Origin of the sequence: Ferrovum sp. (assembly GCF_027317285.1) — a bacterium.
Lineage (GTDB): Bacteria > Pseudomonadota > Gammaproteobacteria > Burkholderiales > Ferrovaceae > Ferrovum.
In genome coordinates this window covers 1-13,417 of the sequence record NZ_DAHVHV010000055.1, presented here as the reverse complement: position 1 = coordinate 13,417, position 13,417 = coordinate 1, and the positions used below count along the sequence as shown (strand labels likewise).

The following is a 13,417-nucleotide window of genomic DNA, read 5'->3' as shown; positions in this document are numbered from 1 at the left end:
AGAATGAATATGACTAATTATCTCATCAATTCAAACGGTTGTATATGTTTTTAAGGGTTTGGAACACGGATTCAGGATAAAGACTTTCTCGGGTCCGGATACCTTTGTATCTCTTTCTGAAATCAATTCTATAGTTCGAAAGTTTGTAGCGGCAAGACAGAAGTTGCAGGACTATCTGGTTTCACTTTTTCGAGAGTTGGAGGCGGGGGTTGCGCCAAATATGAAATTTAGCCCTCATGCCGTAGCATACTTGGATATTTTGGGGTTTTCAAAATTTGTTGAGGACGCTGAAAAGGACTCGGACAAATTGAAACAACTCGACAAGCTGTTTAGCGAGGTTATCCCAAGAGAAGCATTACCGGATGGTAAAAATTCCACTTATCCAGAGATTTTTGAAATGAAATGCTTGAGCATTTCTGACGGCTTTATTGTTTCAGCTCCGGTTTTAGAACATCCAACTCATCCGGCTTTGGTTGTGGTATCAATGAAAGCCATCCAGATTGCACACGCATTATTGGATATGGGCCTTTTGGTGCGTGGTGCAATTGCTGTAGGTAATGTGTATCGAACAGATTCCAATATTCTGGGTACTGCTTATCAAAAAGCATTCAATGGCGAAAAAAATGAAGTTAATTCACAGATTGTACTGACCGAATCGGCGGAACAGAACCTCAACGAGTTTATAAACAATGAGGGAGTCAAATTCGCCACTTTTGCAAAAAACGAATCGGGGCAAGTCATTCTGAATAGTGTACATCCTGAAAAATGTTATTTGCCTGATCCACGAGGTGATGTCAATGCCTATTTAAAGAAATATCGGGATACGATCTTGGAAAACCTGTCTCATGAGGATCCGAAAGCAAGAGCAAAGTGGCTTTGGTTTGCTGGTTTATTCAATGCAAATATCCGGTATTTTTCAGAGATAACAGATAAGTCTCTAGCGATAGATCAAGAATTGCCAAGCATCAAAATAAATTATTTAAACCCGCCGACACCGCCAGAAGATAATTTTAAATGGGCGACGCCATTTGTGGCACAAGGGGTATTCGTGAAGATTAACACCGATGTCATTAAACCAGAATGATCATGAATACTGCCCATCGCGAAATCCACTTTGAAAATTATATCGTCGATCGACTTGCTGCATCAGGCTGGCTGGTCGGAAACACTCTCCAGTACGACACCGAGCGTGCCCTGTACTCTGATGACCTTATCTCTTGGCTGGAAGCCACACAACCAGAGAAGTGGACAAAACTTTGCAAGGATAACGGCGAACGCGCCCGTGAAGTGCTGATGGATCGCCTCGCCAAGACGCTGGCAGATCACGGCACCACGAACGTACTACGCAACGGTTTCGCTATCGCTGGCTGTGGCCATATTGACCTTTCCGAAGCAGCACCGGAGGATCGGCGAAATGAGGCCGTATTGAAGCGCTACGCGGCGAACCGCCTGCGAGTCGTGCCGCAACTCCAGTACCATCCGGCACGCAAGTTGGCGATTGATCTGGTGTGCTTCATCAACGGAATCCCCGTTGCCACGGTGGAACTGAAAACCGATTTTACCCAGTCTGCTGAAGCAGCCATGGATCAGTACCGCGCCGACCGTTTGCCCTATGATCCAAAAACCAAGCGCCGTGAGCCGCTGCTGACCTTCAAACGAGGGGCCATCGTGCATTTTGCGATGTCGGATTCCGACATTCAGATGGCAACCAAACTGGATGGAGAAAATACCCTCTTCCTGCCCTTCAATCAAGGAAACGATGGTCACGCCGGTAATCCGTTGCGTACTGATGGCGAATATCCAGTAGCCTATTTCTGGGAAGAGATTTGCCAGCGCGATGCGTGGTTACGCATCTTTCACAGTTTTGTTTACATCGAGAAGAAGGATGTGGTGGACCTGAAGGGCAACTGGTCGAAAAAAGAGACACTGATTTTCCCGCGCTTTCATCAGTGGTCAGCGGTCAATGCGATGGTGGCCGATGCCAAGGCCAATGGCCCCGGCATGCAGTATCTCTGCGAACACAGCGCGGGTTCCGGTAAGACCAGCACTATCGCCTGGAGCGCACACGATCTCATCAAACTGCGCCGCGACAACGGCGAAGCCATCTTCAATAGCGTGATTATCGTCACCGACCGCACCGTGCTGGATAGTCAACTTCAGGACGCGGTAAAGCAGATCGACCATCAATTTGGCGTTATCGCAGCCATTGACCGGCAGAAAACGTCCAAGTCCAAGAGCAAGCAATTGGCAGAAGCCTTGCTGGCTGGCACACCGATCATCGTGGTGACGATCCAGACTTTCCCTTACGCGATGGAGACCATCGTTACCGAGGAGGGTTTGAAGGACAAAAACTTTGCCGTGATCATCGATGAAGCCCACGCCTCGCAGACTGGATCGACGGCCAACAAACTTCAGGCCGCGCTGTCGATGAGCGGCAAGGGTGAGATGGCGGCACTGACTGTGGAAGAACTGCTGGAACAACTTCAGAAATCACGGGTTCGACCGAAGAACATCAGCCACTTTGCCTTCACGGCCACACCGAAGCACTCCACCTTTATGTTGTTCGGACGACCGCCAGATCTATCACAACCCGCATCGAAGACCAATATGTCCCGGTCGTTCCACCGTTATCCGATGCGACAGGCGATTGAAGAGGGATTCATCCTTGATGTGCTGCGTGGTTATGTGCCATATAAGACTGCATTCAATCTCTCCAAGCAGGTCGAAGACACCAGGCGGGTCAGCGGCAAGCAGGCTAAGAAGGCATTGGCCCAGTGGATGACATTGCACCCGACCAATGTTACGCAGAAGGTGCAATTCATCATTGAACATTTCAGCAAGAATGTCGAGTACCGACTGGATGGCAAGGCCAAGGCAATGGTGGTGACCAGTTCGCGTGCCGCCGCCGTGCGCTACAAGAAAGGTTTTGACCGCTACATTGAGAAACACCCGGAACATGCGAGCATTCGCTCATTGGTAGCCTTCTCCGGCAAACTCACTGGCAAACAGGTGATTCACGCTGACGATGAGCGTCTTGCCCGTGATGTTTTCCTGGTGGACGAGGATGAGGAATTCACCGAGGTCAGCATGAACCCGGATGTGGTGGGGCAGGATTTGCGCCTGGCCTTTGAACGTCCGGAGTATCGCGTCATGTTGGTGGCCGACAAGTTCCAGACCGGCTTCGACCAGCCCAAACTGGTGGCGATGTATATCGACAAGAAGATTGCCAACGATGTGGAAATCGTGCAGACATTCTCACGCTTGAATCGTATTGCACCAGGGAAGGATGAGACATTCATCATTGACTTCGTGAACGATCCAACCAATGTCCGGCGGGCATTCCTGATGTACGACGAAGGGGCGCAGATCAATGAGGCGCAGGATCTCAACGTGGTCTATGAGATCAAGGAAACGCTTGATGGGCAGGGGCTCTACGAGGTCGATGACCTTGCCAGTTTCAAAGAGGCTCGTTTCAAGACCATACGCGACATTACGCAAGCTCAGGAACCGCAACACAAGGTCCTCTACGCTGCTACGGAGCGGCCTACCCGTCTTTTTAACCAGCGGCTGAAGATGTTGCGTGAGGCCGTGGGTACATGGGAAGCGGCCTACGAGAAGGCACACAGTCAAGGCAACGAAGCCGAGATGAAGTCTGCTGATCACCAGCGCAGGGATTACGCCGAGCAGATCAAGTCTCTCATGGCGTTCAAGAGTGGTCTTGCACGTTTTTGCCGCACCTATGCGTACATCGCCCAACTGATCGACCTGGGTGATCCTGAACTGGAGAACTATGCTGCCTTCGCAAAACTGCTCCAGAAGCGTCTCAACGGTGAATCGCCTGAAAACATAGACCTCAAAGGTCTGGTGCTTACCGGTTTCGACATCAAGAACAAGGAAGACCTAGACCCGGAAGACGACAAACCGACCTTGAAACCAGTGGGGCCGGGAGGGAAAACCCGAGGAGGGGACGATCCGGATTACCTGCGCGAAATCATCGAACGCCTGAACCGACTGTTTGGCGATACCACGCCGTTGCGGGATCAGGCTACTTTCGTCAACCACATCACCACCATTGCGCGGGAAAGCGATGTGGTCATGGCCCAAGTGGAAAACAATAACCGTGAACAGGCGTTGAAAGGCAACTTACCGGGCGCGGTGCAGCAGGGCGTAGTGCGAGCCCTCACCTCACATCAAAAACTCGCCACGCTGGTCCTCAAGTCGGATCGACAAGCGATGGCAGCGCTGACGGACATGATCTATGAACTGATCCGCGACCGTCGATCCATTGATCTGGACAATCTGGGTGTTTGATCTCCTGAATCTCCCCGGCGTCAAACCGGTGGACTTCCGTGGGGAAGGTGGGGTTATCACCATCGTTGCCGAGGCATTGGATGTTGATCTACCTCAATGTCCACAGTGTGCGCGTCCGCTGTATCGGCACGGCAAGCGAACCAACCTCTTCGCGGACACGCCCATGCAGATGCAACCTGTTCGGCTGGAGATCACGCGTCCTCGCTATCGCTGCGATACTTGCGGTAAAACGCTCACACCAGAACTGATCTTCCTTGATGAACGCCGCAGGGCGACGAAACGTCTTGTGGATGCCATTCGACAACGGTGCCTTTGGATGACCTTCCACAGCCTGGCGCAGAAGACGGGATTGGCCGTCAATACCATCAAGAACATCACTCAGGATTTGATCGAGGAATTGGAACAAACGGTGCGTTACGAAACCCCTGTCATCATGGGAATCGATGAAGTTAATTTGGCTGGCGACTATCGTTGCGTTATCACGAATCTATCGACGAATAATATCTTCCAAATCCTGAAATTTCGTACTAAGGATTATCTGAAACCGTTTTTCGAGAAATTGCACGACAGAGAAAAAGTAGAATGGGTTTTCACCGACATGTGGCGACCGGTTAATGAATCTTTCAGTGCATACCTCCCTAATGCTCGCTTGGTCATCGACAAGTTTCATGTCGTGAAGATGGCATCAGAGGCATTGGAGGAAGAGCGCAAGAAGTATCAATCGATACTGACCAAGGATGAGCGTCTCCATGTAAAGAAATCGATTCGCTGGCTCACGCTGAAGCGTCCGGCATCACTCACGCCTGCCGAACATGCCGCGCTTGAGATTGTTCGACAGAGTATCCCAGCATTGGCGGAGGCTTACGACTTCAAGGAGGCTTTCTACCGGATTTACGACGACCCGGATAAATCATCTGCCAAGTGGGCATTTGAGGCATGGGAGAACACTCTTCCAGAAAACAAACTCGAAAGGTTTCACAGTCTCGCCAAGACCGTTCATAATCACTACGAGGACATCTTTGCCTATTGGGATTCCCCCAGTCAGATCACAAATGCTTATACCGAATGTCTGAATGGTCTAATAAAAATAGCCAACAGGATGGGTCGCGGCTACAGTTACGAAATCATCCGGGCAAAAACACTATATGCAAAACATGCCCGCAAGGTGGGTAACGGAGTACGTTTAGCAACACCATCTCTGGATACGGTTTCAACCAGGGGTATTGTCGAAACAGTTGAGTACGGACCACATATTCCAACCTTGATCGAGATCGCAGAAGCAGGGGGACTGGAATAGGAATTACAGTATTTCCAACCTCGGATTGCAAATAGCCGGAACAACTTGACGATGAAGGTAAATTGGCGCGCTCGACAGGAATTGAACCTGTGACCCTGCTTCGGAATCCACTGCACCACCATTATGTCAATTGACAACATTCGATGCAAATGCGCTTAAAATGCTGTATTCATTGCGATTCATCGACTTCAAAGAAAATATTTTCAACTCAAAGAATATCGTTAAATGACTATTGATGTCATTTGGTTCGATAGATTTATGGTATCGAGTATTGCGTGATATTATGACCATAGGTGCTCTCGGTTGAGTGAGCCCCATAGCATAGGTATCTGCGCTCAATGGCCAAGCGAAAACCAGAATTACCGCGCGCCGAGACCGGTCAGCTCAAGATCGGTGATATGGTCGGTTTGCACCCGGATCTGGTGCAGTTGCTGTCGGATTTATCCATCCCCCCGTTGGGCGCGGCAAGTAGACATTTGTTGCCTACCCAACTTGTTCAACTATTAGAGGTATACCCGATCCTAGTCACCAAATTGCGCGATGGGGTGGTATGTAGTGGAAACATCCGGTTATTCCACATTGCGAAGGCCGTTTTTCCTGACGATGAAGTCATCGCCGTCCGACTTGAAGAAGCCATTCCCCATAAGGATCTCACCCGCCGGGCAGTGGCTGAAATTTTGTTCGGAAATGTCCTGGCCTTGAACCACCGAGAAGCCCGAACAATGATGGCCATCGCAGACCGCGCCCTAGATCGAAACTACCTGACAGGGTCCAAGGTTCAACTCGAAAAATTGATTGCTGCCACTTTTGGTGTGGATCGACGAACCCTCAGGATCGAAAAGAAAGTGGGAGTACTCGCTCCTCAAGCCTCGACTGCTGATGAACAACCTTGTGCAGACCAAGAACCAAGACAACCACAGCCGGTTTGCGCCCCAGAGGAGCCGGAACTATAAGTACCAACTCCCAACAACAGCCTGTTGCCCCGAAATTAAGCCAATATCATCAAAATTTGCTGGTACTGGCTCGGAATGCAGGAATCAATCCCGAATTCATTCGGGATATGCTGTGGCTGACAGCCGCCCCCGATCACCTGTTATCTTTAACGGTTGCTGCCGATACTCTGATTCGGATTTTGGATAATGCGCCTCCATCTTGGAGCGCCGAAGTTCACGCCATAGGGATCAACCAGTGGCGCACTGCCTTGGAATGGATTCTCTCTGAAAAAGAGATTCTGGTGGCAGAAATAGGCCCTCATTTGGATAAGCAACATAATTCGACTGGTCGGAATCCGCTAAGTGGGTCGGGCATCACAGAGTATCCGTTCTACTCGGTTCTGACGGAAATCCGCCCTCAAGCTCCATTGGATACCCCATTTATATTGCTGGTGGGCCAACTGTTGCTCGCCTATGCTACCGAGTTACGGGAACAGTCCACCAGAGCCGGGTATGAAAATGCCACAGAGTGGCCATGGAATCCGCTTGAAAATAGTGTGAGTCATGCGGCCCTTGCTGTGAGGCGGCTGAGTGAGAAAAAATATCTCCATGAACTTCAAGTGCTCCCTGTTTCACAGGACCCCGATGGGTTTGCTTTTTCCCTGGAGCTTCTTACGGAACCATCCAGCACGATAATCCAGAGTGATCGGGAAAATCTTTGGAGATTTCTACAAAAATGTTGGGGACAACGCCCTTGGAATGATCACTACGCTGGGGGAGGTGGAGGGTCTGGTGGACACAAGTGGGTCGGTGGTCGGTGGGAAGTGGCTTCTCGATTGTTGCTGGAGCCTAGAACTTTGGATGAGGGTGAAGATCCAGCATTTAAATGGGGATCGGTGGATATTGTTTCCAGCAAAATTTTGCGCAAAAGGAAGCAGATTGAAGAACTGGAAAGCGATATTGCTCCTGACGAAAGTGAACAGGATGAAATCGCCATTCTCAACCACTTTCCGTGTGACGAGGGGAAAATTGATCTGGGGGCACAGGCTCGTGTCGCTCTGGCAAAAGCAAGACACCTGAAAAAAGCCAACCAATTGATCCCATGGAGCTACGAGGGTTTGACGGTCGATGAAATAGCCAAACTTCGAACAATAATCAAAATTGAGACCGGTCGACTATTAAGTCAGCAATGGGGAAACGCGGCACAAAAAGAACTTGAGACGCTATTTTTGTTGGTTATCATGCTCTGGTCGGGAAGTGATGTGGAGCGAGCATTGCAAACCATCGTCTGGCGCAGCGATCTTGCTCAACCCCCTGTGCTGGGGCTGGGTATTTACTTGGATACGAGTCAGAGGCAATGCTGTTGGGTTCTCAGGGCGATGACGCCGGAGTACCAGAGTGATTGCATTGGTACCCCTCAACAACTCAGGCCGTTGGCAAAGCAGGTGTTTTTGCCCACCATACCTGGACTCTTCAAAACGGTGGAGAGAATTACCCAGGCGCGTAAAAACCACGCCCATGGACAAAAACTGTTCAAGACTCCTTCGGATGAACTTCATAAACAAGCCAAGAAATGGCTTAAAGGCCAATTTCCTGACGGACGCTTGTCACCCGGCAGAATTGCCAAAACCCTGTGGCATCAGGTCTATCAATTTACAGGGGATCCAGTGATTGCGAGTTGTACTACAGCCACGGATCATCCCTTGGCCAGAGTTCGTTTGTTTTATACCAGTCCCAAAATCCAGTACCTCAAAAAAATTTATCTCGACTCCGTCATTCCCCGCAACGATCGCGTTCGTAAGGCTGCCGGGTTGGACTATAAGAAACAGACCATGTGGACACCTGATTTATCTTCGATCGACGAAGCAGTGGGAGCAAGGCTCTGTCCCACAGTTGTAGCCGTCAAACAGATGTTTGCTGGTCTGGTTTCAGATATTCAGGCCGCAAGGGAATATACGGACCAGAGTGGGTTTATTCGGTTTCACAACCTTTTCACCCTGTATGTGGTCCAGTTCTTTGCCTATTCCACCAGTTGCCGCGCAATCAAGACGCCATTTCTTTCTCTCAAAGAAGTTGATCGAAAAACTGGGCTGGCCAAATTGGCAGACAAAGACGATGGCTCCTTATCTAAAACCCGTCTGGTCTGGTTACCGGAGAAGTTGATCAGGCAGATGGAGATTTATGAAAATCATTTGTTAGCGGTCCGAACACATCTGGGGGCTTGGTCTGAAGATGTAGCAAATGAACCTTGTTTTTTCCTGGACGAAGAAAACAGGCCACAGTGGGTTAGACCAAAATCGATCGAACCTTTGCTGATGGGATATTTGAATGTTCGAGCGAATACCCACCGTCGATTTTTGCGGACGGAATTGATAGAGCGTGGTTGTACTGCAGAGGTGGTTGATTCCCTGATGGGGCATTGGTATCAGGGGGAAGAACCACATGGTTGTTTTTCCAGTTTCAATTTTGGCTCCTACCTTGTCGAACTGAAGAAATACTTGCCAGCGCTTCACAAGCAGATCGGGTTAAACCGTGTCATCCGTAGCAAGTTGTCCCGATGAATCATCCCATCCGTTTCCAACTTGACCCACAGTTGCAGAATCAAATCTGGAATGGTGACCTGCAGTTGCCGCAGAAACAGATAGACCTTCGTCTGCGACTAAAGAAATGGCTGAATAATCGTGAGAAGTGCCCGTACTCACGATTTCTGTCGGGGAAGGAGATCACCGAGATGCCAGCACGAGACGACATGACTCGTCTCACAGCAGATTTGATGGCTCGATTCCAACCCATGGTTCAGGCCGTCAATGTGATGCATTTGTTGGGAAAGTTGGTTGATTTCAATAACGCCCAATCTTCGATCAAACTTTGTCCACCCCCGATACCAATGATTGCCAAAGGGGAGGCCAATCCTTTTGCCAAGGCCGATCTGGCTCACCTTGAGGATGTATCAAATTTCCGGACTCTGCTTGCCAACGCGCTTCGTGACACCACCAAAACTTCCGAACGAAAGCCCGGCGAGGGAGAAAGCCCTAACAATGACCCCCCACACCACAAAATTCTGGTAGGACGGTTACTGTTATCCGCCATAGTGCATGGGGGGCTCATCCACAGCAGTATTCTTGAAAGCCTGATTCGGATGCTGTCTTCTGATGCACCCGTACTGCACTCCGCGGGCGGGCGCGTTTATGTGGAGTTTTCTTTAAGTTATAAAAACCAGGAGAATTCCGAATTCAGGCGTTGGTTTCCGGATGCACTTACCTCGGTTCTTCTCATACGGATACAACGCGATTCCGTTCGGCAAGTCATTCCCTTTGATGTGCTACAGAAGGACAAAAAAAGCAATCTGAGAGAACATCTCTGGAGATGTATCAAGGCCTGTTTGCGGGATGCGGGCGTATCAAGCGGCCAGTTACCCGGATCGCTGGCACAACTGTTGGCCTTGACTAAGCTGGACTTGGAAACCAGGATTCCGATTTTTCTGGTCAACTATGCCGCAAGAAAATTCGTGTCTCATTCGCTTAAACCTGATGTCTGGCGTAGATTGCACGGCCTTACCCCGAAAAATGTCGCTGAAACCAGATCAACGCAGACTTCGGACACTGTCGATCGACTTGAATTGCCGGATGTCGGTGAGCAGGAAGAGATCGAATCGCGTTGGCTCCAACTACTTCGTCGCAATCTAAAAGGTAATGATCGGGCGGTCGTGATCAACCAGGTCAAGGATCTTCTGGCTGCCAACCATGAAGTTTTTGCTCCCGGATATCCGGGCGAACTGTTTGCCGGTTTTTCACTGTACATATTGCACGCAAAAAATGGTCAGTCATATCGGTTTGCACTGTCTTCGATGCGCGACTATGTAATTGGTGTGTCGAGACGGTTGGGAGGATTGTTGGGTATGGAATCGGTCAGGGAATTTGACTCGATGTCCTGGTCCAGCCTTTATGAAGAAGTATTGAGTGATGCTGAATCCATTGGCCTGCGCAGAAAAGTCATACGGATCTTGCGGGAATTTCAGAGGTATTTGGAAGCCGACCGGGGCGTGCCAGCATTGGAAGAGGATGTGTTGGGCACGACGGTTGGGCTGGTTCCTGTGGATGCCAACATCCTTTCAGAATACGAGTTTCTCAAAGCGCGACGAAAAATTTTGTTAAATTCCGACATGGAAAAGGATCTGGCGACCATTCATTGGTTAGTTTTGACCTTGGCGTATCGTTGTGGATTGCGCCGTAGCGAAGTATTGATGTTAGAACTTGCAGATGTACATACCCACAATCCCGCAGAACTCATTATCCGACCGAACGCCTCAAGACGCCTGAAAAGCCCGAGTGCCACACGAAAGTTGCCTATACAAGCCCTTTTGCCGTCGGGCGATCTAAACATGCTCAGGAGTTGGAAAACATCCAGAGAAAAGCAGGAAAAATCTGATCCTTACAGCAGATTTTTATTTGCCCTTCCCCTTAAAAACCAGAAAAGTTTGGAGGCAGATAAATTCATCGAGGAAATGCATACAACCCTGCGAGAGGGGACAGGAGATCCGAGTATTCGTTTCCATCACCTGCGGCATTCCTTTGCAAGTCGGTTGGTTTTACTATTGGCAAAAAACAGCTCGGGTAACGCTTCTCTGGGTAGCTTATTACCAAAGGATTTTTTTCGGCTTTATGTTCAAGAGCCATCGTCCCCACCGGATTCGTTCAAATCCCTTACACCTGAAAGCATGTTTTCGTACAACTTCAGAGGCACTTTGTACAATCACGACAGAATCTCGCGGCGAGATCCTTGGGCGGTGGCGAGTCTGCTCGGGCACTCCGGGCCAGATATTAGTATGGAGCATTATGTTCATGTATTGGATCTTTGTCTCGCTGCAGAACTGATGCATCCCAGTATTGCTCCGACAAAATCAACGATCGTCAATGCTTCCGGCAAACCCTGGTCCACTGCAATTCGTAATCGAACTGAAAGCAATGGATTCCATTCGTGGGTATCAAAACTTTTAAAGTCCTCCCAACCTAAGCTTCCCACCTGTAAATCATCCAACCCCCATCTTACAAGGGAAACGCTGGATGTACGGCCCGTGGAGAGCAAGCTGGATCTGACCTGGAATGCCTTGTTGCGCCATGACACCGAAGCAATTCCTGTGGAAAAACTGGTAACAAAGCTCGATGTCACCCCACAAGATTTCAATAATTATCTGGTGAAGGCTCGCGACCTTTCCCAGATGAAAATATCTGCCACAGGGAAGGAATTCAGACACCGCTTTATGTCATGGACCCCTGACAAGCGTCAGCCAGGTATGACGCAACGGATTTCCTGTCCAATCCGACCAAGGGAAAAGAGAGATCTGGAATTTTTGCGGGTGTTGGAGCCAATGATGTGCCAGGTTCTCAAGGATCACCGAGATCTAACCATGCAAATTCTGGAACATTACGCCAACCATGCTCGGGCTGACTTTTCGGGGATTTTATTTACAGACCCTGCTCACCCTGAGATGGCCAAACTGTACCTACAGTGGTTCAGATTATTGGGTCTTGCAAAATCCCAGTTGCTGATTGAATCATTCGATATGACAAACCGTTCAGCGCTGACTGCTCAGTGGAGAACTGGACTTGAACTGCATCCTTCAGAACTTAAAAAATCCTACCCCCCCATGGGCAGAAAAACTTGGGCATGCCCATGGCTTGGAATCACCCCCATCCTCAAACATGGAAACACCGTAGAAGGGTCGCCGGCGTTCAGGTTCATAATGGTGATGACTTACATTACTACGTTCTGAACAAAACCAGTAACCCCATTCCCTCAAGGTGGCTGTAGGCTTCGAAAGCCCCTCGATCTATACGTGCCCCTCTTGCTCCATCGCTGCTCTCAATAGAGCATCCACGCTTTGCCATTCGGGTGTCTGTTGACTACGAATACGACGCATAATTTCCTTCTTAATCTCCTTTCTATCGCGACTGATTGAATACTTGTCGCAAATGCATTGCAAGAGCTTTTTCCCGTTACATTTTTGAAGCCAATTGGTCTTCCAATCTTTTGTTAACTCGCTTTCGCTGGCCTCGCAGCCTTTCAAAAATTCCTGCTCCCAAGTTTCAATATCTAGCGACAATGCAGATTCCCTAAGTGTGGCGAGCTTGCCTTTCAAGATTTCAGCCATCTCTTTATACGAATCGCTAAGGGTATCCAGGTTGCAGTTTTATTTACTGTTGTCTATCGGTAGCAAAAGCATCTGCCCACTTAATCACGGTGCCATCTTTTAATTTACTACTAAATTCATCTTTAAGTGTTTTAAGGTGATTTTCAATAACCTTTTTTGTACGTGAATCAAGACTGTAACCAAGAATTAGATCTACTTTTCTCACAATTTGTAATGTGCCTTTTTCTTTTTTATTTGGATACGAAATTTTCCTATCAAGACTGGAAATACGCTCGTAGGGTCCCGTGACTTTAACCGCACTTCTTTTGCCGAAATACACGGCTATAAATGGGGCGTCATCAGGGATGTTATCAAAATTATCAAAATTCTCAAAAAAATCTAACTTCGTGGTTGAAATTTGATTTTTTTTCTCGGATTTCAGGTCTTCGAAAGTGACTTCAGCTTCCTTAGATGCCCATGAGGTAAACATCACAACATAAGCAGATTTGTCCAGCAAAGCGGATCGTGGCTGATTAAGCAACCCATCTTTGCCAGATATATTCACACGATCACTTCTGCGCTGTTTCCACTGTTCCTCAGCCATGGTCAGATCGTCTTTTTCAATTTTTACTGCTTTTGCCCATAACCCATTAAACCAATTTTTGATCTCATTTAACGAACAAGGTTAGATCGTGCGCAAGCCACGATCTGAACCGTTTGTTGGACAAGCCCGGCAAGTCCCCTGTG

General features: G+C 48.8%; 8 protein-coding genes. 6 read left to right on the top strand and 2 right to left on the bottom strand.

What is annotated here, in order from left to right:
• Positions 1-58: 58 nt before the first annotated feature.
• The 6 genes from M6F29_RS10000 (at position 59) to M6F29_RS09975 (ending at position 12,313) form a co-directional block, all read left to right on the top strand.
• Positions 59-1,084 carry a hypothetical protein gene (locus M6F29_RS10000; protein WP_298159274.1) on the top strand — a complete coding sequence of 342 codons (1,026 nt, stop codon included), beginning with the start codon at positions 59-61 and terminating at the stop codon, positions 1,082-1,084.
• On the top strand, positions 1,084-4,311 hold the full coding sequence (locus tag M6F29_RS09995; protein ID WP_366525992.1) for a type I restriction endonuclease subunit R: 3,228 nt from the start codon (positions 1,084-1,086) through the stop codon (positions 4,309-4,311). Before M6F29_RS10000 ends, M6F29_RS09995 begins: the two co-directional genes overlap by 1 nt.
• A complete protein-coding gene (locus M6F29_RS09990) occupies positions 4,304-5,608 on the top strand; it encodes an ISL3 family transposase (RefSeq protein WP_298159270.1) in 1,305 nt (434 codons plus the stop codon). The genes M6F29_RS09995 and M6F29_RS09990 overlap by 8 nt, the downstream gene beginning before the upstream one ends.
• A gap of 338 nt (positions 5,609-5,946) precedes the next feature.
• Complete coding sequence (locus M6F29_RS09985; protein WP_298159267.1) at positions 5,947-6,561, top strand: hypothetical protein; 615 nt, start codon at positions 5,947-5,949, stop codon at positions 6,559-6,561.
• A 56-nt stretch (positions 6,562-6,617) separates the two neighbouring features.
• On the top strand, positions 6,618-9,101 hold the full coding sequence (locus M6F29_RS09980; protein WP_298159264.1) for a hypothetical protein: 2,484 nt from the start codon (positions 6,618-6,620) through the stop codon (positions 9,099-9,101).
• A complete protein-coding gene (locus M6F29_RS09975; protein ID WP_298159261.1) occupies positions 9,098-12,313 on the top strand; it encodes a site-specific integrase in 3,216 nt (1,071 codons plus the stop codon). Before M6F29_RS09980 ends, M6F29_RS09975 begins: the two co-directional genes overlap by 4 nt.
• A 57-nt stretch (positions 12,314-12,370) precedes the next feature.
• On the opposite strand, the gene M6F29_RS09970 is transcribed toward M6F29_RS09975, so the two are convergent.
• The gene (locus tag M6F29_RS09970; protein ID WP_298159258.1) at positions 12,371-12,691 is read right to left on the bottom strand and encodes a hypothetical protein; all 321 of its coding nucleotides are present in this window, start codon (positions 12,689-12,691) and stop codon (positions 12,371-12,373) included.
• A gap of 43 nt (positions 12,692-12,734) precedes the next feature.
• Entirely contained in the window at positions 12,735-13,274 is a 540-nt protein-coding gene (locus M6F29_RS09965; protein ID WP_298159255.1) for a hypothetical protein, read from the bottom strand.
• Positions 13,275-13,417: the final 143 nt, after the last annotated feature.